This is a genomic window from Metabacillus sp. GQ13 (assembly GCF_059758525.1).
Genome location: NZ_JCAXET010000016.1, coordinates 34,064 through 56,135 on the forward strand (window position 1 = coordinate 34,064; position 22,072 = coordinate 56,135).

Below are 22,072 nucleotides of genomic sequence, written 5' to 3' on the forward strand. Positions count from 1 at the left end.
ATGAGCCAATTTATTATCTATCCTGCAATCGATATGCGGGGCGGAAAGTGTGTCAGATTGCTACAGGGTGATTATAACAAAGAAACGGTATATGGTGATTCCCCTTTTGATATGGCCAAGCAATTTGATGATCAAGGAGCAAACTGGATTCATATGGTTGATCTTGATGGAGCAAAGGCAGGTAAGCTTGTTAACCACGCACATGTAATAAAAGCGGCAAAAGAGCTTTCAGCACGTATTCAAATTGGCGGAGGGATTCGAACAGAAGAGGATGTCGAGTTCTATTTATCTAACGGTGTTGACCGTGTGATCCTAGGAAGTGCGGCAATTTCAAATCCCGATTTTGTTAAAAAAATGCTCGCTACATTTGGAGAGAAAATTGCCATTGGCATCGACGCGAAAGATGGGTATGTTTCAACAGAAGGCTGGCTAAACACTTCAAATGTAAAGGCAACCGAACTTGGTAAGGAGCTTGCTCAAGCAGGTGCCGAGGTATTTATTTTTACCGATATCGCAACAGATGGAATGCTTTCAGGACCAAATGTTGAAGCGATCGTTGAGATGGCAAAGGAAACAAAAAAACAAGTGATTGCATCAGGTGGCGTAAGCTCGATTAAAGATTTAGAAACACTATCTGAGTATAAAGGTGAAGGTGTAGCAGGAGCCATTATCGGTAAGGCACTTTACACAAATCAATTTAGTTTACCTGTAGCTTTAAAGGTAGGATGTTCATCATGATTACAAAACGAATTATTCCATGCTTAGATGTAAAAGATGGTAGAGTTGTAAAAGGGATACAATTTTTAGGACTTAGGGATGCTGGTGATCCTGTTGAGCTTGCAACCTACTATGATCAAGAAGGTGCAGATGAGCTTGTCTTTCTTGATATTTCTGCTTCACATGAAGGCCGTAAGACGATGGTCGACGTTGTTGAACAGGTAGCAGCACAGCTTGCAATTCCATTTACAGTTGGTGGTGGTATCAACTCATTAGAGGATATGAAAAAAATCCTCCGAGCTGGTGCAGATAAGGTATCTTTAAATACTGCAGCTGTCCTACACCCAGAGGTTATTTCTGAAGGGGCAAACTTCTTTGGTTCGCAATGCATCGTTGTGGCGATTGATGCGAAGTATGACGACGAATTAGGAAGCTTTCGAGTTTATACGCACGGTGGAAGAAAAGCAACCGAATGGGAAGTTGTTCAGTGGGCAAAAGAAGCCGTTAAACGCGGTGCGGGTGAAATTCTGTTAACAAGCATGGATAGTGATGGTGAGAAGAACGGATTTAACATTGCGCTAAACAAAGCAGTAAGTGAAGCGGTAATTGTTCCAGTTATCGCTTCAGGTGGAGCTGGAAATGCCGAGCACTTTTTACATGCATTTAATGAAGGAAAAGCAGATGCAGCATTAGCAGCCTCTATTTTTCACTATAAAGAAACATCTGTTCAAGAAGTAAAAGATTACTTAGATAAACAGGGGGTGAACGTACGATGATTGAGACAATTAAATTTGATCAAAATGGACTAGTTCCAGCAATCGTACAGGATGCGGCAAGCAAAGAGGTTTTAACGTTAGCTTATATGAATGAGGACTCTTTAAAAAAGACTCTTGAAACGAAGGAAACTTGGTTTTATAGTCGCTCAAGAGAAGAACTTTGGCACAAAGGTGGCACATCAGGTAATATCCAAAAAGTAGTTGAGATGAGATATGATTGTGATCAAGATGCTTTGTTAGTATTGGTTAACCCAGCAGGTCCTGCTTGTCATACTGGTGCTTACACTTGCTTTAGTGAAACAATTGATAAACAAGAAGTATCCGTTAATCAAGACCGGTTCCAAATTTTAAGCACACTTGAATCACTGATTGCCAAACGCGAAAATGAACTTCCAGAAGGCTCTTATACAACCTATCTATTTAACGAAGGTGTCGATAAAATCCTTAAAAAGGTCGGAGAAGAGGCATCTGAGGTTATCATCGCTTCAAAAAATAGAGATGCTGAGGAATTGAAATGGGAAGTAGCCGATTTATTCTTCCACGTTTTGGTTCTGTTAAGAGAGCAAAAACTCCCGTTGGATGAAGTATTAAAAGTATTAGAAGAACGTCATCTTACAAAAAACTAATCTATGCAAATAGCTTCGCACCAAGAGTCTAAGCGATTAATTATGTCTTATTCTTAGGCTCTTTTCTAAAAGTGTGTTGCTCTAGTATGAATAAAGATGAAAATAGAAGCGATCTCTAAAGGGATATCAGCGTCATTTAACGAAAAGAGCACGAAGATAGGCTGAATCTGTAGAGATTTACTTATTACGTAAAACAACACAACCTTGGTGAAAACAGGTTATTAGTAAGAAGACTCGTAATGTGAGTCTTTTTTGCGTTCATTTATGTAGCCAGCTATACTTTTAGAGAAATCGTCCAGCTGGGCTCTTTTTCAACTGATTTTCGGCATATCTTAACGGGTTTTAAGTTTTATTGTCCGACCAATCCATCGTATCATTCAAATTTACTATTATATCGACTTTAATCGACATAATTCGTAATGTAAAAAGTGCGGATAACTTTGTGAATATCGTATATTTACGTAACCACTATTGTTGACCATTATCTTATGGTATACTAACGTACGGTGAAATGAATGAAATGGAGGATTTCGGTGGGAAAACAATTGAGCAAACAACAACAAAAAGCACAGATTGTCCCGTTTCTCCAAGATGGACAATATTATTATAATAAAGGCCTAAAGGCTTATCGTGAGCAAAACTTTCAAAAGGCAAGCAAATATTTGCAAAGGGCAGTTGAGTTAGATCCAAAAGACTCAATCAAGCTATCCCAACTAGCAACAATCTATACAGATATGGGAAACTATAGCCAATCAAATGAATTGCTTTTAACAATACTTGATGAAGTTGATAAAGATCTGACAGAGTGTCACTACTTTATGGCAAACAATTATGCACATCTTGGATTATTTCAGGAAGCATACAAGTGTGCAACTGAATATGCGAATAAGGAACCATTTGGTGAATTTATAGAAGAGAATGAAGATTTAATCGACCTTTTGACGATGGAGGACGATGGTGAGGATCCGTTTTTAAAGGACCCAGATGATTTAATTTTAAAACAGGATGCAGCAAAAACGCTTCTCGAAAATAGTCAATTTGACGATGCTATTTTACTTTTAGAAGAAATTGTTGTCGAGTATCCTGAATTTTGGTCTGCCCATAATAATTTATCACTAGCCTATTTTTACGTTGGTGAAGTTGATAAGGCAAAAGATTATTTGCACATTGTACTCGAACAAAATCCTGGCAATCTCCATGCTTATTGCAATTTATTAGTCTTTCATTACTATGAACGGCAGGACGAGAAGGTAGCAGAGCTTGCCAAAACATTATCAACAGTCTATCCACTTTTATATGAGCATCGTTATAAATTAGGGGCAACGTTTGCTTTAGTCGGCTATTATCCACTTGCCTATAAATGGCTTCGCTCTTTACACAAACAAGGTTTTGAAGGCGATGATACCTTTTATTACTGGCTTTCACATGCTGCGTATTTTACAGGTCATGTCGCATTTTCAGAGCAAATGTGGGAGCGTGTTTTAAAGGAAAACAAAGACAAAGCTGGCTCTGAGCCATGGAATGTAGACAGTTTAGACGATCAACGAGTGCAAAATATGACACTAGAAGAGCGTTTATATGGGATTTTCCTTGCTTCAGAAATGAATAATTATGATCAAATTAATAGTTACAAGGTATCAACTGTTCCACAATCACGATTGGAAAAAGAATTTATTAAACTTGTTTTATCGAAGGATTTTCGTTCGTCTAACGAAGTGACCTCTCTTTATCATATTGTAAAAGAACTATTTGTTCATTGTGAGCAGGATGAGATGATGCTGTTTTCTCTACAAATACTAGGGCTTGCTTATAATAATGATCAAACATTAAAAAATCATCTTGGATGGGCAGCAGCATTAGACTATGTTTGGAAAAACAAAAAAAACAAGTCGATAAGTCAAGCGACAGTGGCGGATATGTATGATGTATCGGTATCGTCGCTTGGGAAATATGTAAGAATTGTAAGAGAAATCTCCATTGTGGATGAGACCTGATATTCATCATTTATCGATTCTCGAATCGCCAAGTAAGCTGTGAATAGGCTCTTGGCGGTTTTTTTGTGTCTGCTTGTATTAGTCGAAAAACACTCGAATTTTGTCGAATGATAGATGATCCTTTAAGGTTGATAGGTCATTAAGCTTCCTTCCTAGTCCGTGAGCAAATAAATGGCATGAAACGTTTATATTTTATACGATGTTTATAAGGTAGAAGAGATAAAACAATGTAGAAAGACTTTTTTTAAAAAGATTGTTGTTTAAAGTTTTAAAAAAAACAGCATTCTTCGCAAAAGTAGTTAATAATAAAAGGAATCATTTTAATGAGGAGTGAACATTCGTGTCTGAAGAAAAAATTTACGATGTTATTATAGCAGGCGCTGGTCCAGCAGGAATGACGGCAGCTGTTTATACATCACGTGCCAATTTATCAACACTTATGATTGAACGAGGAGTGCCAGGTGGGCAAATGGCTAATACAGAAGAAGTAGAGAACTATCCTGGTTTTGATCATATATTAGGACCTGAGTTATCAACAAAAATGTTTGACCATGCGAAGAAATTCGGTGCTGAATATGCTTATGGAGATATTCAAGAAATCATTGATGGCGAAGAATATAAAACAGTGAAAGCTGGAAAAAAAGAATATAAAACACGAGCAGTCATTATTACAGCTGGTGCTGAATATAAAAAAATCGGTGTGCCTGGAGAAAAGGAACTAGGTGGACGTGGCGTATCTTATTGTGCCGTTTGTGATGGTGCCTTCTTTAAAGGGAAAGAGTTAGTTGTTATTGGAGGAGGAGATTCAGCTGTAGAAGAAGGCGTTTATTTAACACGCTTTGCTTCTAAGGTGACAATCGTCCATCGCCGTGATGAACTAAGAGCACAAAAAATTCTTCAACAACGTGCATTTGATAATGAAAAAATTGACTTCATCTGGAATAACACAGTTAAGGAAATTCATGATCAAGATGGTAAGGTAGGGAAAGTTACCTTAGTGAATACGACAAATGGTGAAGAACAAGAATTTAAAACGGACGGTGTGTTTATTTATATCGGGATGCTACCGTTATCCAAACCATTTAAGAGTCTAGGTATCACAAACGATGAGGGATATATTGAAACAAATGAACGAATGGAAACAAAGGTAGAAGGAATCTTTGCCGCGGGTGACATTCGTGAGAAGATGCTACGTCAAATTGTCACTGCAACAGGTGATGGAAGTATTGCAGCCCAAAGTGCACAGCACTATATTGAAGAGTTGACGGAAAAGCTAAAGCTGAAGAATTAAATGCATGTAAGAATGTTTAACACATTCGTAATTCTGTTTTAACCCTCCTGTAACATGGGTGAAACAATTATCGGTTACTATAAGGGTAGTAATTGACCCCCTTTTATAAATAGAATTACTTTAGAGCATGGACGCCCTTTTCCATGCTCCTTTTTTTGTCCTTTTTTTCGTACAAATAAACCGGAATATCCCCACATAACCTAAAAATAGAAAGATTGTTAAAAATAGTACCAAAAAGTGAAACTGATTTTGTTTTGAAACGTATATAAAATGAGAACACCATAAATCGTGTTCGTTGTTAAGACCAAATATAAATAGTATAATATAGAAAAGACAAGAACGTTTCTTATGCTGTTTCATGGCTAATCTAGAGATCGTCAACACTTGATTGAAGGCATAAGAAAAACTTCAACCATGTACGTTTGATTTTTCCTAGTTAAAGCATGACACTTGCGCTTTTCTAAAGTCATGGGAAATAGAGGTGAAGAAGGTGCAGAGAGTTACAAATTGCGTCTTAATGGAAGGAAACAAAATACTACTCCTTCAAAAACCAAGAAGAGGCTGGTGGGTGGCGCCTGGCGGGAAAATGGAATTAGGTGAATCTGTTAAAGATACAGTGACCCGTGAATATCGCGAGGAAACAGGCATATACATTAAAAATCCCCAATTAAAGGGTGTTTTCACCTTTATAATCCAGGATGGAAAAGATATTATTTCAGAATGGATGATGTTCACCTTCTTAGCAACAGATTACCAAGGTACAAATGTCCTTGAGTCAGAAGAAGGCACCATACAATGGCATGAAAAGGAAGCTATCCAAACACTGCCAATGGCTCCAGGGGATCATCACATTTTAGATTATGTCATTAAAGGTACGGGTATGCTATATGGGACCTTTACCTATACCCCAGAATTCGAGTTAATTTCCTATCGTTTAGATCCACAATAGGGTGAAATAAATATATACATAGCATATCCACCGAACGGTTTGTCTTGCCTTCTTTAGAACGAAGATAAACTGAACGAATAGAGGTATTAGGTGAAAGGAGGAACGGACAATGACAAATGATATGAATGAGCAACAACCGACTTCAAATGATGTTCAAATGGTTATTATAACGGGTATGTCAGGAGCGGGTAAAACAGTTGCTATTCAAAGCTTCGAGGATCTTGGATATTTTTGTGTAGATAATTTACCACCTACCCTTTTACCAAAATTCTTAGAGTTGATGAAGGAATCTGGCGCTAAAATGAATAAGGTAGCGCTGGTTATGGACCTTCGTGGTAGGGAATTCTTCGATCATCTGTTCCAAGCACTTGACGATCTCTCTGAAAGTACATGGCTTACACCTCAGATATTATACCTTGATGCCAAAGATGCTACATTGGTGACGAGATATAAAGAAACACGAAGATCCCATCCATTAGCATCGAAAGGCTTACCTCTAGAAGGAATTGGACTTGAACGGGAACTTCTCGAAGAGCTGAAAGGCAGAGCGCAGCTGATTTATGATACAACTGGCTTGAAGCCAAGGGAATTAAGAGAAAAAATTCTTAAGCAATTTTCATCAAGTGTTGAGCATACATTCACAGTTAATGTGACATCATTTGGTTTTAAATATGGCGTACCAATTGATGCTGATTTAATGTTTGATGTGCGTTTCCTGCCTAATCCACACTATATTGACCATATGAGGCCGAAAACCGGATTACAAGAGGAAGTATCCTCATATGTGTTAAAATGGAGTGAAACGCAAAAGTTTTTAGAGAAACTCATAGATTTGCTCACGTTTATGCTTCCATATTATAAGCGTGAAGGAAAGAGCCAAATCGTCATCGCCATAGGTTGTACTGGAGGACAGCATCGCTCTGTTACATTAGCTGAGTACATTGCCAACCATTACCAAAATGACTATCATACTCAAGTGTCTCATCGAGATATTGAGAAAAGAAAGCAACATTAACGAATGACTTTGGACCAAGTACCAAAAGTCGTTATCATCGGTGGAGGAACTGGTTTATCCGTCCTATTAAGAGGGTTAAAGCAATTCCCGGTTGACATTACAGCTATTGTCACCGTCGCCGATGATGGTGGTAGCTCTGGCATGATCCGTAATGAGCTAAACATACCTCCTCCAGGTGATATCCGTAATGTATTAGCAGCCTTGTCAGATGTGGAGCCGCTTGTGGAAGAACTTTTTCAACATCGATTCAATAAAGGAAATAACTTAGTTGGCCATTCATTAGGAAATCTCATCTTAGCAGCAATGACAAACATTACAGGAGATTTTGTCCATGCAATAAGGGAAATGAGTACTGTATTAAATGTGCGGGGGAAAGTATTGCCTGCAGCAAATACGAGTGTCATTTTAAATGCCGAAATGGAAGATGGAACAATCGTATCTGGTGAATCGAAAATACCAATCTCAGGTAAGAAGATTAAGCGTGTTTTTCTCACACCTGAAAAAATCGAACCACTTCCTGAAACATTGGACGTGATTCGTGAGGCAGATTTGATTATTATTGGACCTGGTAGTTTATATACAAGTATTTTGCCTAATCTACTTGTTCCAAAAATTGGTGATGCAGTTTGTCATTCAAAAGCAAAAAAGGTTTACATTTGTAATGTAATGACACAGGCAGGAGAAACATTGAACTTTTCTGCAAGTGATCATGTTAAAGCATTATATGATCATATGAAATGCACTTTTATGAATACAATTCTTGTTAATGAAGAAGAAATTCCAGATGAAATTAAATCAATCTATGAAGAAGAGCTAGCCAAACCAGTTCACTTTGATATCGAAGCTTTAAAAGCACTAGGACTTGAAGTCATCACAGATAAAATTGTTAATTATGATAATAATGTGATTAGACACGATACAAATAAAGTGGCGAAACTGCTCTATGGCATTCTTCAACAAGACATGAAATAAGTGCATGGCTAAGAATGGGGGTGCAGAGGTTGTCATTTGCATCTGAAACAAAAAAGGAATTAACAAACTTAGAACTTAAGCCTTGTTGCTTAAAGGCAGAGCTATCTGCACTTATTAGAATGAACGGTTCATTATCGTTATCTAATAAAATGATATCGATTGATATTCAAACAGAAAATGCTGCAATTGCAAGAAGAATTTATACATTATTAAAAAGGCAATACGAGGTTTCAGTCGAATTATTAGTACGTAAGAAGATGCGCTTAAAAAAGAACAATGTATATATCGTACGCCTAATTGAAAAGGCGAAATTCATCCTAGAAGATTTAAATATTTTAGAGGAAGGCTTTAATATTGTAAGGAGTATTTCAGAAAAATTGGTGAAAAAGAAGTGTTGCAAACGTTCTTATATACGTGGGGCATTTCTTGCTGGTGGTTCTGTTAATAATCCGGAAACTTCCTCCTATCATCTCGAAATTTTCTCGCTTTACAAAGAGCATAATGATTCTCTTTGCGAGTTAATGAATACATTTGATTTAAATAGTAAAACGTTAGAACGAAAAAAAGGCTTCATTACCTATCTTAAAGAAGCTGAGAAAATAACGGAGTTTCTAAATGTCATCGGAGCGCATCAAGCATTGCTTCGTTTTGAGGATGTTAGAATTGTTCGTGACATGAGAAACTCGGTGAATCGCTTAGTAAACTGCGAAACCGCCAATCTAAACAAAACGATTGGTGCAGCAATAAGACAGGTTGAGAATATACGCTTAATCGACGAAAAGATTGGATTAGATGCTTTGCCTGATAAACTTCGTGAAATAGCGAGGCTTCGGGTCGACTATCAAGAGGTAACATTAAAAGAACTTGGCGAAATGGTATCAAGCGGTACAATAAGCAAATCTGGGATTAATCATCGCTTGCGAAAATTAGACCAAATTGCTGAGCAGATACGAACAGGTCAACCGCTAACATTAAAATAAATCAGAGAGATGGGGAGATAACTATGGTTGAAAGACAAGTTGAAGTACACCTAAAATCAGGTTTACAAGCACGCCCAGCTGCATTATTTGTTCAGGAAGCAAACCGTTTTACATCAGATGTATTCCTGGAAAAGGACGGAAAAAAAGTCAATGCAAAGAGCATTATGGGACTAATGAGCTTAGCAATTAGCAAAGGATCAACGATCACGCTAATTGCAGAAGGTAATGATGAACAAGATGCAGTAGAAAACTTAAGTACCTATGTTCAACAAGAAGGTTAACTAGAAAAGCGCAAGAGCCCAAGTACAGCTCCGTATGAACTGGAGCACTCCGCAATGAGATAAAGGAAACACGAAGAACGAAAGTGATACGATGTTGACTTATCTTATGGAGGAGAGTGAAGTTCAATAGGAGTTGGTGCTTTGGAGCTAGACAACTAGAAAAGCGCAAGAGCCCCGTTCAGTTCCGTATGAACTGGGCTCTTACGCAATCGAGTACAACAAAACTATTTCTTATAAAATAGCGAGCACACCGTAGTAGATACCAGCGGAGTGCTTTTTTGCATTAGGTTTTTACCTAACAAGTTTTTTTGCATTCAGACATAAAAAATTGACTTTTGAATTTTTTCTATTATAAACGGAAGTTACTTTAAAAGAGTTTGGAAGGGTAGTTAAGCAAAAAGAGCGCGACATAAGCATAAACCGTATATTAGTTCTTTGTGCGAAAGACAACAATTCTTACGAAAACAGCCTTGCATTAAAAACATGAAAAAGAGTTAAAGCACTTGGCTTTAACTCTTAAAATAATGACTTATTTTTTTTCATCAAGTAGAATATTACGTTGTAAAATTTTATCGATTAAACCGTACTCTAGAGCACGATCTGCTGTCATGAAGTTATCACGCTCTGTATCATGTTCGATGACGTCTAAAGGCTGACCAGAACGGTCTGATAGAATTTTGTTTAATTTGTCACGTAAGAAAAGAATACGTTTCGCTGCAATGTCAATTTCAGTTGCTTGACCTTGAGCACCACCAAGTGGTTGGTGAATCATAACTTCACTGTTAGGAAGTGCATAACGTTTACCTTTTTCACCAGCTGCAAGGAGGAAAGCACCCATAGATGCTGCCATACCAATACAAATCGTTGATACACTTGGTTTAATATATTGAATCGTGTCATAAATCGCCATACCAGCAGTGATCGATCCACCTGGGCTATTAATATAGATCGAAATATCTTTTTCTGGATCTTCTGCTTCTAGGAATAGTAGCTGTGAAACGATTGAGTTTGCTACGTTATCATCAATACCACTACCAAGCATAATAATACGATCCTTTAATAGTCGAGAATAAATGTCGTAAGCACGCTCACCACGGTTTGTTTGTTCAATAACTGTTGGGATTAAATTCATTTTTTATTCCTCCTTTAATATAAGAGAGATTGCACGGTGGTTCATAACCTATAAACATTCGTACAGATACTGTTTTTGATACTTGCAGCTGAATTACTTTATGTATTACCATCATACAACTAAGGTCAATAAAGGTCAAACAAAAAGACTGTAAGATTGATCAAACCTTTTCCCTTACTATACTATGTTCTTAATAAGCATAACATGTAATCATGTTTCCCACATTTATTTGATTTCAAACAGGATGGAAGGTCATATATAAAGGCTGTTTTCGCAAAGATTGTTGTTTTCCGTACAAAGTAGTATTGTACACGTTTTAACTATATCTTCGTGCTCTTTTCGTTAAATTACTCAAAAATCCCTTTGGTGATAGCTTCAATTTACATTATAAAAATCCAAAAGCCGATTTTTATTAGTTCTAGAGCAACAAACTTTTAGAAAAGAGCCTATATAAAATAGAGAAGCATAGTTGTTAATGAGGGTTATTTATCATGGCTGAAACGATGTGTAATCGAGATATGGAGGCAAATTACGTGGATGTTTAATTGTTAAAAAGTCGTCAGTTGTTCTAAAGCTAAACGGTAAAAGAAGGTATACTTTTTTAAAAGGTATCTTAATTTAATGATACCTATTGATAAACACATGCAATTTATCGTATAATATTCTAACTGGTGTTAAATTTCTATATGAAGTACACTAGTCTTCAAATGTGCGCTCGTAGCTCAGTCGGATAGAGCGATGGTTTCCGGTACCATGTCTGCCGGGGGTTCGAATCCCTCCGAGCGCGTTAAATAGGGAAAATAGCAAGGATCTGAGTAAATCTCAGTCCTTGCTATTTTTTATTTAGGCTGTTTTCGCAAAGATTGTTGCTTTCCATACAAAGTACACATGTACAGGTTTTAAGCTTATCACTGTGCTCTTTTCGCTCAATGACTCTGATACCCCTCTGGAGATTGCTTGAATTTACATCATAAAAATCCAAAAGCCGATTTTTATTAGTCCTAGAGCAACAAACTTTTAGAAAAGAGCCTTTATTTAAAAAGGATCTTTAATGATATTTAACAATCCATACCTAGCCACGTTTATGCAATATTTTAATGAGTTTAATTTTAAAGAAGCAGTATAAAGAGTACTGGATAGATAGGAACCGAGTACGATAATTTCCAACCAAATAATAGAAGAATGGAGGGCAACCAACTTGTAAACGGTGATTAGTATGTATCTTTTAAATAAATGAAAGGAATTAATCAATGTATTCACAGTTTCAATACAAGTTAAAACGAACCTAGTTCAGTAATCAGCATATTATTTTACCAGCTGAAGTTTCAGAGCCTATCACATCCTCAAAAGTAGTAATGGCACTTCTGAAGTTGGTTTAAGGCACCTCGGTAATAGTCGGAACCGTAAAATACACATTCAAAAAAACAAAATATAATGTTAAAATCCAACTTGATAATAATGGAAGAATTGTATTGGGCCAATGGGAATTGGGGAGAATATCATGATTAACTATTCACTAAATCCCGAAGAAGCTATCTTTGAAGTGAAATTAGAAGGAGATTTAGATATTGAAGCTACAGAAGTTATCGAAGGGGAATTGATTCCAGCATTAGAAAACTATCAGACAGTTCGTTTGAATTTTGAGAAAGTTCCATTTGTAGATTCCTTTGGTATGGGTCTTTTATTAAGGTTCTTTTCTAAGTGTTTGTTGCTCTAGGACTAATAAAAATCGGCTTTTGGATTTTATGATGTAAATTCAAGCAATCTCCAGAGGGGTATCAGAGTCATTTAGCGAAAAGAGCACGATGGTAAGGCATAAAACGTGTGCAGTTGTACTTTGTACTGAAAACAACAATCTTTGCGAAAACAGCCTTTATTAAACTGGTGAACACATTAAACGATCTTGGGACAAAGGTAATGGTCTTAAACGTAAAGGAGAAAGTAATGGAAGTTTTCGGGTTTTAGCAACTTCCAGAAATACTCGGTGATGGTGTGTTTGTATAAGACTCTATTAGGGTACTTGCTCTAGTACTCATTTACCCTACCGTTTTATATATAGAAAAAGTATGCTAATGCAATATATAATTGATTAAAGGATCTAGGCACATTTATTAATTCGGGGTGAGAAAGATTGAATGATCAAATTTTTAATAACTTTCATATAACACTTGTACTTGTTTCTTTTATATTAGCGATCATATCCTTCTTTGTAGGTTTTGATATTTTTAATCGCCTCATTATTCAAAAGGGTAGACGGAAAATAGTTTGGTTATTGTATGGTACGTTTGCTGTAAGTATTGGAATTTGGACCTCACATTTTATTGGTTTGATAGCATTTATTCACTTCCATACTTTTGATTTACCTTTTGTGTTTAGTTCTTTAGTGTTAGCTATGGTCTTAATCTTTATGACACTATTGATTAGTACAAAAGCTAAAACAACGAAAAAACGTATTATATTGGCGAGTTTGTCAATAACAGTAAGCATTCTACTACTCAATTTCTTTGGGATGGAGGCTATCAATGGTCATTTAGGATACAATCGAATGGCTATGACAGCTTCTATATTGTTAGCGTTAATTGCACCTTTTCTAATTATAAAAATGGTCGTTAAGTTAAGGAGCTTTGCTAGTATCACGGACTTTCGTGTAAAACTCTATAGTGGAGTGTTATTTGGACTAAGTTTAATGTTCATACACTATATTTCGATGTTAGGTATGACCATTCGACCTCGATTTGAGGATACACTTTTACTTGATAATAATCACTATCTTTCAGTTGGTTTAATCGTAGGGAGTTTCTTCATATTAAGCATTTTTATTGTTAGTTCAATAATTGACCGAAAGCTGTCTACTCAGTCTCTTAAGCTCTCTCAAACTGAACAAGATTATCGATCTCTTTTTGAACATAATCCTGATATTGTTGTTCGCTTTGACAAGAAGGGTATAGTCTTATCAGTAAACAAAGCACTAGAAAGGATTACGGGTTATAAAATAGAAGAATGGATTAATCAACATTATCAAAGAATTGTGATGGAAGAGTATTATGAGAAGACAAATGAACAATTTCTACTGGCTACAAAGGGATTAGCAACAGACTGTGAGAGTGTATTGATTCATAACAATGGGAACAAGATTCATATCTATGTAACAAATATTCCTATTATTATTAATAGTGAAATCGTTGGTGTATATTGTATTGTAAAAGATATAACGGACAAAAAAAAGGCGGAACTTACGATTCAGCATTTAGCATTTCATGACTATTTGACTGGATTGCCAAATCGGAGTAATTTGGAACATACATTATCCAAATTACTAAATAAGGCTATCGATACAAAGCAAACATTAGCAATATTATTTATTGATTTAGATCGTTTTAAATTGATAAACGATACACTTGGCCATTCATTGGGGGATATCCTATTAAAGGAAGTGGCCGTTCTATTGAAGGAATCGGTACTTCAAGAAGATATTGTTTTTCGCCAAGGTGGCGATGAATTTATTATCATTCTAGAGAATGCAGATCGAAATGTTGCTTCCACTCTAGCGCTTAAAATTTTAGAGGCCTTATCTACCCCAATCAAAATTCATCATAATGATATTTTCACATCGCCTAGTATTGGAATTAGTCTCTTTCCAGAAGATGGTAACACAGCTGAAACATTAGTAAAAAATGCAGATTTTGCTATGTATCAAGCGAAATTAGCAGGTAAGAATACCTATCATTTTTATTCGACAGATGAAAGCAAAAATGGCATGAATCCATTAGAATTAGAAATGAACTTGCATAAAGCGATAAAGCAAGATGAATTTATGCTTTATTATCAGCCGAAGATAAACTTGAAAACAGGCCGCATCGTCGGGGCTGAAGCACTCATACGCTGGAATCATCCAAAATTGGGTATGGTTTCACCGGCTGACTTTATACCGATTGCAGAGGAAACAGGGTTAATTATTCCAATAGGTGAGTGGGCATTATATACAGCCTGTCTTCAAAATAAAAAGTGGCATGAACAAGGCTTTATCAACATTGTTATCTCTGTTAACTTATCGGTACGACAATTTTTACAAATAAATATTGTCGAGACAATTGAGAAGGTGCTACAAGCTACTGAGCTGGAAGCGCAATTTTTGGAACTAGAGATTACAGAAAGTATGACTGCGGACATCGAGCGTGCAATCACAACCCTCCAAGCGTTAAAAAAATTAGGTGTTCGAATCAGTATTGATGATTTTGGTACAGGCTTTAGCTCATTAAACTATTTAAAACGTTTCCCAGTCGATACATTAAAGATTGATCAATCGTTTGTCAGCGAACTCCATACCAATCCTTATGATGAAACAATAGTAAAGACAATTATTTCGATGGCACATAATTTGAATTTAAATGTTGTAGCAGAAGGTATTGAAACAAAGGAACAGTTGATTTTTTTACAGGAGCATCTATGTGAAGAAGGACAGGGGTATTTTTTTAGTAAACCAATAACAGAGGAAGAGTTTATTCGTCAATATAAGGAAATAGAAGGTTTAGTAAAAACATTTGGTATTTCAGAGGAGTTACATGAGAAATATTTGATAGAAGAGACCCTGCGTAATGCAAGAGTTGAATTACAGAATACTGTGAAATATCAACAAGGACTTATTTTTAAGTTTGTCGAAAAAAGTGGGGATTATATCCATACATTATGTGATGGCATGTTGTTGTCCCGTTTAAATCTCATTCCAAGCCAAGTAATTGGTAAGTCTGTCTTCGATTTCCTTCCATATGATAAAGCAGTTGAACTTACAAAAATATATGAGCGGGCTTGGAATGGAGAGGAAAATGTAACATTTGAAGGACCGATAAATCGTATCCATACCTTTTGTGCATTAAACCCGATTAAAAGAGGGGGAGAAGTAATAGAAGTTATTGGATCAAGTGTTGATATTACGAAATTAAAAGAAACAGAAATGGAGTTAACTGAAACGCAAAACTTATATCAGTTAATGGCTGAAAATATGGAAGATCTCATTTCAGTTTTCGATGTAACAGGAAATATGCTTTATGCTTCTCCTTCTCATGAAACGGTCCTTGGTTTTCCAGTAAGTATATTAGAGGGGCGGAATCTTGTTGAAGGCGTTATTAATAAAGAAGATAAAGAAATGCATATGCAAATATTTGAGGAAGTTGTTCGCACTAAAAAGTCCAATCGGATCGAGTTAACACTGACTAAGAGTGATGGTAGCTTGTGTTTATTTGATTTGTATATTAAACCAGTAATAGATGAGCAAGGAAAAGTTCAACATGTTGTCGGGGTGGCGAAAAACGTTTACTGAGAAACTTTTCTTAAAGAAAAAATCCATTTAGAAACGTCCCCTCGCTACCCACTTGCCGATGGGATCGCCCAATAACTAATTGATTCAAGGAGGAACACTAGATAATTTATAAAAGAAAAGAATCGTTTAGGTATCAATTTAATCCTCCTCTTTCTTGTTCTATACGTAATGTAGCGATAGATGGAAAGAGTCTAAGAACGGGTGCCGCTGAGGGCGAATGAATCGATCTTAGTCCTCAGGGCTACCCCCTTGCTTATTAACCCTAGCCAATAACAATCATCATATTAAAACAGGAGCATAAAAATAATAAAAGGCTGTTTTTCGCAAAGATTGTTGTTTTCCGTACAAAGTATACATAGAGTTTAATAAAAATACTTCTTAACATGATTGTGTTTGTTCCTCTTTCCATAGCCTTGTTGTAAAATGTTATCTAGGGGGAAGGTATGATGAAAATTGGATTAATACAAGAACAGACGTTAAAGGTAACAATGACTCAAGAGTTGCAGCAGGCTGTTACATTATTGCAGTACTCCTCAGTCGACCTTCTATCATATATTCAAGAACTTACATTGGAAAATCCCCTAATTGAAGTGAGAGAAAACGATCATTCCCCATATCAGCATTCATTAGCTAAATCAGATAAGCAATCATACATTGAAAATACATGTGCGAAAAAAACGAGTCTTAGTGAACATTTGCGTAAACAGTTAATAGACTTTCAAATGAAGAAAGAGGACAGAGTGGCTCTAGAATATTTAATTGATGCACTTGATGGAAATGGTTACTTAAAGGACGATCTAGATGTTTTAGCACAAGAGTTAATGGTTTGCGAGGACTGGTTGGAAAGTAAGCTTAATTTACTCCAAAGCTTAGACCCTGCTGGTGTTGGTGCTCGTTCTCTCCGTGAATGCATCATATTGCAATTAAGAAGATTGCCTGTTCGAAGTATATTAGCTGAGACGATCATTTCAGAATATTTTTATTTATTTGCAGAAAAATCCTGGAAAGAGCTATCGAAAAAAGTAAATGTACCAATTAATGAGATCCAGGACATTCAAGGTATGATTAGAAAGCTTGAACCAAGGCCAGGGCTGAAATATGAACATGATCATACCACCTATGTCATACCGGAGATGATTGTGAGTAAAACAAGTCACGATCTCGTGGTTCATTATAATGACTGGCTTATACCGCAATTAATTATCAATCAACCTTTAGAGTTAACTAAAACCGATCCAGAAACAATGGGATTTTATTCTAAAAAAATCGTCCAAGGAAAATGGTTAATGAAAGCATTAGAACAACGCAAAGAAACAATGATAAATGTTATGAAAGTGATCACACAAAGGCAAAGAGACTATTTTATTAATGGAAAAAGTTATTTGAAGCCTTTAACATTAAAGGATATCGCTGAGACATTAGAAATCCATGAATCAACAGTTAGTAGGACGGTTAAGGATAAATTTGTTCAGTCACCTCAGGGTCTTGTCTCTATGAAGTCATTTTTTTCAAACAAGCTCGATGATCATGGTGAGGTTTCTACTGCAGTGGTGAAAATAAAGCTTAAAGAATTAATTGATTCAGAGAATAAAAAGAAACCATTATCAGATCAAAAAATTGCCACTGAACTGAAAAATAAGTATGGTATGATCATTTCAAGACGAACAATTGCAAAATACCGTGAACAACTAAAAATCCCTACATCAGTAATTAGGAAGCAGTATTAATTCAGTAGGGACAGGTAAAATAAAACAGAATGGATGTGAAATGTAGCGATGAAACAGGTCGTTTTTTACTCGAAAGAAAATTGTTCCTTATGCGATAATGGGTTAGCTGTTATCAAAGAAATCCAACAAGATGTTCCATTTGACTATGAAGTTGTCGATATCTACAAAGATGATCGTTTATTAGAGCTATACCAAATCATGATTCCAGTCGTGAAAATCGATGATAAAGTGGTTTCTTATGGGATTTTGGAAAAAGAAGTAATAAGAAAGCGTTTACTTCAAAAATAAGAGAAACATTTCTTGAATATGTAATTTCACCCTGATAAAATAAAGAGGTAGCAGGGGAGATTTTTTTTTGAGTGGTGGGACATAATAAGTCATAGTGGGACTTTTACGGTCCATGTCGACTCAGAAAGGGATAGCAAAAAATGATATCATTAATAGAGGTACAAAAGAAATTATTGCCTGACCTTTTACAGGTTATGCAAAAACGCTATCAAATTCTTCTATATATTAGATTGATGCAGCCGATTGGACGTAGAAGCCTTTCATCTAGTCTTGGGTTAAGTGAGCGGATACTAAGAAATGAAGTTCAGTTTCTGAAGGATCAGAATTTGATCGATATTCACACTTCTGGTATGACCTTAACAAAAGAAGGAAGCTCTCTTTTGAAAGCTCTCGAAGAAATGATGAAGGATGTTTTAGGATTAACTCTTTTGGAAAGTACATTAAAAGAGAGATTTAATCTTAACAAGGTTATTGTTGTTTCGGGTGATAGCGATCAATCTCCATGGGTGAAAAAGGAAATGGGAAGAGCATGTGTTACATGTATAAAAAAGCGATTAAACGGTAAAAATATCGTCGCTGTTACTGGAGGTACGACCCTTGCTGCTGTAGCTGAAATGATGACTCCAGATAATAAAAATCACGAAATCCTATTTGTTCCTGCACGTGGAGGTCTTGGAGAAACGGTAGAAAATCAAGCGAATACAATCTGTGCGAAAATGGCAGAGCGTGCGAGCGGAAATTACCGACTTTTACATGTTCCAGATCAGTTAAGTAAGGATGCTTATCAATCAATTGTTGAAGAACCTTCTATTAAAGAACTCTTAGCTATGATGAAATCCTCGAGTATGGTTGTTCATGGAATAGGAGACGCTAAAACAATGGCTGAACGTCGGAGAACTCCGGAAAAGGACTTCCTTAAGATTGAAAAGGGAGATGCTGTTGCAGAAGCATTTGGTTATTACTTCGACCAAGAGGGAAAAATCGTACATAAGGTTCAAACAGTAGGAATTCAGCTAGACGACATTGAGGAAATGCCGAATGTTATTGCGGTAGCAGGCGGGGCTTCAAAAGCAAAAGCAATAAAAGCTTATATGAAACAGGCATTAGACTCTGTCCTTATTACAGATGAAGGTGCTGCGCTTAAGTTAATAAGGGATTAACGTCCCTGATTATAAATGTTCATTTCTGGGTATGTATGATAGATATGGACAAAAATAAGTTTAGTGTAACGTTCAAAGGTGATGACATCTTCGAACATATTCAAAGGAGGAAATTAAATCATGGCAGTAAAAATCGGTATTAATGGTTTTGGTCGTATTGGTCGTAATGTTTTCCGTGCAGCTCTAAAAAACTCGAACGTTGAGATTGTGGCAGTTAACGATTTAACTGACGCTAATATGCTAGCTCATCTTTTAAAATATGATTCAGTTCACGGGAAAATTGATGCAGAAGTTTCTGTAGACGGTAACAACCTTGTTGTTGACGGTAAAACAATTCAAGTATCAGCTGAGCGTGACCCTTCTAAATTATCATGGGGCAAGCAAGGTGTTGAAGTTGTTGTTGAATCAACTGGTTTCTTCACAAAACGTGCTGACGCTGCGAAACACTTAGAAGCAGGCGCTAAAAAAGTTATCATCTCTGCACCAGCTAGTGACGAAGATATTACAATCGTTATGGGTGTAAACGAAGACAAATACGATGCAGCTAGCCACGATGTAATCTCTAATGCATCTTGTACAACTAACTGTTTAGCTCCTTTTGCTAAAGTATTAAATGATAAATTCGGAATCAAACGTGGAATGATGACAACTGTTCACTCATACACAAATGATCAACAAATCTTAGATTTACCACATAAAGACTACCGTCGTGCTCGTGCGGCAGCTGAAAACATCATCCCAACTACAACTGGTGCTGCAAAAGCTGTTTCTCTAGTATTACCTGAATTAAAAGGTAAATTAAACGGTGGAGCTATGCGTGTTCCAACTCCTAACGTTTCTTTAGTTGACCTTGTTGCTGAGCTAGACAAAGAAGTAACTGTTGACGAAGTAAATGATGCATTCAAAGCAGCTGCTAAAGGCGAATTAAACGGAATCCTTGGATTCAGTGAAGAGCCATTAGTATCTGGAGACTATAATGGTAACATCAATTCTTCTACAATTGATGGATTATCTACTATGGTTATGGAAGGTAGCATGGTTAAAGTTATCTCTTGGTATGATAACGAGAGTGGTTACTCTAACCGTGTAGTTGACCTTGCTGAATACCTAGCTTCAAAAGGACTTTAATCCTTACAATCTTCATGAATTTGGAGAACGAATTGAATAAGGGTATAATGTAAGATAAATGGGGAAAGGGGATCATCCCCTTTCCCTATTTTTATGGGTGGGTTCGATATGAAAGAAGCCAACTTAGTTCAGTAAAATAAAAGGTATTTACTTAGGTTTGGTGATCGCCTAGCCCCTCGAGTCATGAGCGTCTAATGCTTATGGGGCTGATCAAGGCGCTTGTGCTTTTCTTGACTTAGATGTACAACCTGTCGTGTAATTTTGTTAGAGAGAAATATCATTTGGATTTTGATGGTTCGGTTACAGCGCTTATCTGCAAAATGGAAAATTCTGTTTTTCTTTGTAAGGCGCTTTGGCATTTCAAAAGAGGAGGGCTTTTCATGAACAAAAAGTCAGTTAAGGATATTGAAGTAAAAGGGAAAGTTGTATTTTGTCGTGTGGATTTTAACGTTCCGATGAAGGATGGACAAGTTACAGATGATACACGTATCCGTGCAGCATTACCAACAATTCAGTATCTTACAGAGCAAGGTGCAAAGGTTGTTTTAGCGAGCCATTTAGGTCGTCCAAAAGGTCAAGTAGTTGAAGAACTTCGCTTAAATGCAGTAGCAGAAAAACTACAAGATCATTTAGGTAAAAATGTTGTGAAAACAGATGAAGCCTATGGTAATTCAGTGAAAGCGGAAATCGCTAAACTTGAAGAAGGTAGCGTCCTTCTACTAGAAAACGTTCGCTTCTATCCAGGTGAAGAAAAAAATGACTCAGAATTAGCGAAAGCATTTGCTGATTTAGCTGATGTTTATGTAAATGACGCATTTGGTGCAGCTCACCGTGCTCATGCATCAACTGCAGGAATTGCCGAGCATTTACCTGCTGTTGCAGGATTCTTAATGGAAAAAGAGCTTGAAGTTTTAGGGAAAGCTTTATCTAATCCAGATCGTCCTTTCACAGCAATTATTGGTGGTGCAAAGGTTAAAGATAAGATTGGTGTTATTGACCATTTACTCGATAAAGTTGATAACCTAATCATTGGTGGAGGATTAGCTTATACATTCATTAAAGCATTAGGACATGAAGTTGGTAAGTCATTATTAGAAGAAGATAAAATTGATTTAGCAAAATCATACCTTGATCAAGCGAAGGAAAAAGGCGTTAACTTCTATATGCCTGTTGATGTAGTAGTGGCAGATGACTTCTCAAATGATGCAAACATTAAAGTTGTTCCTATTGATAGCATTCCAAGTGATTGGGAAGGCCTAGATGCTGGACCGAAAACACGTGAAATTTATGCGGATGTTATTAAAAAGTCTAAATTAGTTATTTGGAATGGACCAATGGGTGTATTCGAACTTGAGGCATTTGCAGGTGGTACGAAGGCTGTTGCGGAAGCATTAGCTGAAGCAGAAGGTACATATTCTGTCATTGGAGGAGGAGATTCAGCAGCAGCTGTAGAAAAGTTTGAGTTGGCAGATAAAATGAGCCATATTTCTACTGGTGGTGGAGCTTCTCTTGAATTCATGGAAGGTAAGGAACTTCCAGGTGTAGTGGCATTGAACGATAAATAAGTACGTATAAGAAAAGATGCCTTCGTTACTTCTAGATTTGTCGCGACATCTAAAAGCACGAAAAGTCTCTTATCAGTACGTAAGCAAATGCAGAAACGTTCGGTTAAAGCTGATCGATTTGCACTCGTAGTAGAGATCGATTATCGACCCCGAA

18 protein-coding genes and 1 tRNA gene are annotated in these 22,072 nt (G+C 36.6%); 18 read left to right on the top strand and 1 reads right to left on the bottom strand.

The window, feature by feature from the left end; all coding sequences use genetic code 11:
- From hisA to AC6CHR_RS18735, 10 genes are all read left to right on the top strand, one after another.
- Window positions 1-738, top strand: coding sequence for a 1-(5-phosphoribosyl)-5-[(5-phosphoribosylamino)methylideneamino]imidazole-4-carboxamide isomerase (gene hisA / locus AC6CHR_RS18690; protein ID WP_498250527.1), 738 nt, complete (start codon window positions 1-3; stop codon window positions 736-738).
- Complete coding sequence (hisF, locus tag AC6CHR_RS18695) at window positions 735-1,493, top strand: imidazole glycerol phosphate synthase subunit HisF (protein ID WP_498250528.1); 759 nt, start codon at window positions 735-737, stop codon at window positions 1,491-1,493. Before hisA ends, hisF begins: the two co-directional genes overlap by 4 nt.
- Window positions 1,490-2,119 carry a bifunctional phosphoribosyl-AMP cyclohydrolase/phosphoribosyl-ATP diphosphatase HisIE gene (gene hisIE / locus AC6CHR_RS18700; protein WP_498250529.1) on the top strand — a complete coding sequence of 210 codons (630 nt, stop codon included), beginning with the start codon at window positions 1,490-1,492 and terminating at the stop codon, window positions 2,117-2,119. The genes hisF and hisIE overlap by 4 nt, the downstream gene beginning before the upstream one ends.
- 533 nt (window positions 2,120-2,652) lie before the next feature.
- Window positions 2,653-4,113 carry a tetratricopeptide repeat protein gene (locus tag AC6CHR_RS18705; RefSeq protein ID WP_498250530.1) on the top strand — a complete coding sequence of 487 codons (1,461 nt, stop codon included), beginning with the start codon at window positions 2,653-2,655 and terminating at the stop codon, window positions 4,111-4,113.
- 340 nt (window positions 4,114-4,453) lie between these two features.
- Window positions 4,454-5,404 (top strand): thioredoxin-disulfide reductase, encoded by a 951-nt coding sequence (gene trxB / locus AC6CHR_RS18710; RefSeq protein WP_498250531.1) that lies wholly within the window; start codon window positions 4,454-4,456, stop codon window positions 5,402-5,404.
- Window positions 5,405-5,885: 481 nt separating this feature from the next.
- On the top strand, window positions 5,886-6,353 hold the full coding sequence (locus AC6CHR_RS18715) for an 8-oxo-dGTP diphosphatase (RefSeq protein ID WP_498250532.1): 468 nt from the start codon (window positions 5,886-5,888) through the stop codon (window positions 6,351-6,353).
- 109 nt (window positions 6,354-6,462) lie between these two features.
- Window positions 6,463-7,368: an RNase adapter RapZ gene (gene rapZ / locus AC6CHR_RS18720; RefSeq protein ID WP_498250533.1), complete on the top strand. Its 906-nt coding sequence runs from the start codon at window positions 6,463-6,465 to the stop codon at window positions 7,366-7,368.
- 9 nt (window positions 7,369-7,377) lie between these two features.
- Window positions 7,378-8,340 carry a gluconeogenesis morphogenetic factor MgfK gene (gene mgfK / locus AC6CHR_RS18725; protein WP_498250534.1) on the top strand — a complete coding sequence of 321 codons (963 nt, stop codon included), beginning with the start codon at window positions 7,378-7,380 and terminating at the stop codon, window positions 8,338-8,340.
- 29 nt (window positions 8,341-8,369) lie between these two features.
- Complete coding sequence (whiA, locus tag AC6CHR_RS18730; protein ID WP_498250535.1) at window positions 8,370-9,320, top strand: DNA-binding protein WhiA; 951 nt, start codon at window positions 8,370-8,372, stop codon at window positions 9,318-9,320.
- 23 nt (window positions 9,321-9,343) lie between these two features.
- A complete protein-coding gene (locus AC6CHR_RS18735) occupies window positions 9,344-9,601 on the top strand; it encodes an HPr family phosphocarrier protein (RefSeq protein ID WP_498250536.1) in 258 nt (85 codons plus the stop codon).
- Between the two features lie 529 nt (window positions 9,602-10,130).
- On the opposite strand, the gene clpP is transcribed toward AC6CHR_RS18735, so the two are convergent.
- Window positions 10,131-10,733 (bottom strand): ATP-dependent Clp endopeptidase proteolytic subunit ClpP, encoded by a 603-nt coding sequence (gene clpP, locus AC6CHR_RS18740; RefSeq protein ID WP_498250537.1) that lies wholly within the window; start codon window positions 10,731-10,733, stop codon window positions 10,131-10,133.
- Window positions 10,734-11,444: 711 nt separating this feature from the next.
- Here clpP and AC6CHR_RS18745 point away from each other — a divergent pair.
- The 8 genes from AC6CHR_RS18745 to AC6CHR_RS18780 all read left to right on the top strand — a co-directional run bounded on the left by AC6CHR_RS18745 (window position 11,445) and on the right by AC6CHR_RS18780 (window position 21,918).
- Window positions 11,445-11,520, top strand: a tRNA-Arg gene (locus AC6CHR_RS18745).
- A gap of 714 nt (window positions 11,521-12,234) precedes the next feature.
- A complete protein-coding gene (locus tag AC6CHR_RS18750; RefSeq protein WP_498250538.1) occupies window positions 12,235-12,450 on the top strand; it encodes an STAS domain-containing protein in 216 nt (71 codons plus the stop codon).
- A gap of 414 nt (window positions 12,451-12,864) precedes the next feature.
- Entirely contained in the window at window positions 12,865-16,050 is a 3,186-nt protein-coding gene (locus AC6CHR_RS18755; protein ID WP_498250539.1) for an EAL domain-containing protein, read from the top strand.
- 446 nt (window positions 16,051-16,496) lie between these two features.
- Window positions 16,497-17,777, top strand: a complete 1,281-nt coding sequence (gene rpoN / locus AC6CHR_RS18760; protein WP_498250540.1) for an RNA polymerase factor sigma-54 — start codon at window positions 16,497-16,499, stop codon at window positions 17,775-17,777.
- 48 nt (window positions 17,778-17,825) lie between these two features.
- Window positions 17,826-18,065 (top strand): glutaredoxin family protein, encoded by a 240-nt coding sequence (locus tag AC6CHR_RS18765; RefSeq protein ID WP_498250541.1) that lies wholly within the window; start codon window positions 17,826-17,828, stop codon window positions 18,063-18,065.
- Window positions 18,066-18,205: 140 nt separating this feature from the next.
- The gene (locus AC6CHR_RS18770; protein WP_498250542.1) at window positions 18,206-19,225 is read left to right on the top strand and encodes a sugar-binding transcriptional regulator; all 1,020 of its coding nucleotides are present in this window, start codon (window positions 18,206-18,208) and stop codon (window positions 19,223-19,225) included.
- A gap of 120 nt (window positions 19,226-19,345) precedes the next feature.
- Window positions 19,346-20,353, top strand: a complete 1,008-nt coding sequence (gap, locus tag AC6CHR_RS18775; RefSeq protein WP_498250543.1) for a type I glyceraldehyde-3-phosphate dehydrogenase — start codon at window positions 19,346-19,348, stop codon at window positions 20,351-20,353.
- 380 nt (window positions 20,354-20,733) lie between these two features.
- Entirely contained in the window at window positions 20,734-21,918 is a 1,185-nt protein-coding gene (locus AC6CHR_RS18780) for a phosphoglycerate kinase (protein WP_498250544.1), read from the top strand.
- Window positions 21,919-22,072: the final 154 nt, after the last annotated feature.

Bases quoted from the DNA above. Each gene is read 5' to 3' on its own strand.
- hisA (WP_498250527.1), top strand. From the start codon at position 1: ATGAGCCAATTTATTATCTATCCTGCAATCGATATGCGGGGCGGAAAG.
- hisF (WP_498250528.1), top strand. From the start codon at position 735: ATGATTACAAAACGAATTATTCCATGCTTAGATGTAAAAGATGGTAGA.
- hisIE (WP_498250529.1), top strand. From the start codon at position 1,490: ATGATTGAGACAATTAAATTTGATCAAAATGGACTAGTTCCAGCAATC.
- rapZ (WP_498250533.1), top strand. From the start codon at position 6,463: ATGACAAATGATATGAATGAGCAACAACCGACTTCAAATGATGTTCAA.
- AC6CHR_RS18735 (WP_498250536.1), top strand. From the start codon at position 9,344: ATGGTTGAAAGACAAGTTGAAGTACACCTAAAATCAGGTTTACAAGCA.
- clpP (WP_498250537.1), bottom strand. From the start codon at position 10,733: ATGAATTTAATCCCAACAGTTATTGAACAAACAAACCGTGGTGAGCGT.
- AC6CHR_RS18750 (WP_498250538.1), top strand. From the start codon at position 12,235: ATGATTAACTATTCACTAAATCCCGAAGAAGCTATCTTTGAAGTGAAA.
- rpoN (WP_498250540.1), top strand. From the start codon at position 16,497: ATGAAAATTGGATTAATACAAGAACAGACGTTAAAGGTAACAATGACT.
- AC6CHR_RS18765 (WP_498250541.1), top strand. From the start codon at position 17,826: ATGAAACAGGTCGTTTTTTACTCGAAAGAAAATTGTTCCTTATGCGAT.
- AC6CHR_RS18770 (WP_498250542.1), top strand. From the start codon at position 18,206: ATGATATCATTAATAGAGGTACAAAAGAAATTATTGCCTGACCTTTTA.
- gap (WP_498250543.1), top strand. From the start codon at position 19,346: ATGGCAGTAAAAATCGGTATTAATGGTTTTGGTCGTATTGGTCGTAAT.
- AC6CHR_RS18780 (WP_498250544.1), top strand. From the start codon at position 20,734: ATGAACAAAAAGTCAGTTAAGGATATTGAAGTAAAAGGGAAAGTTGTA.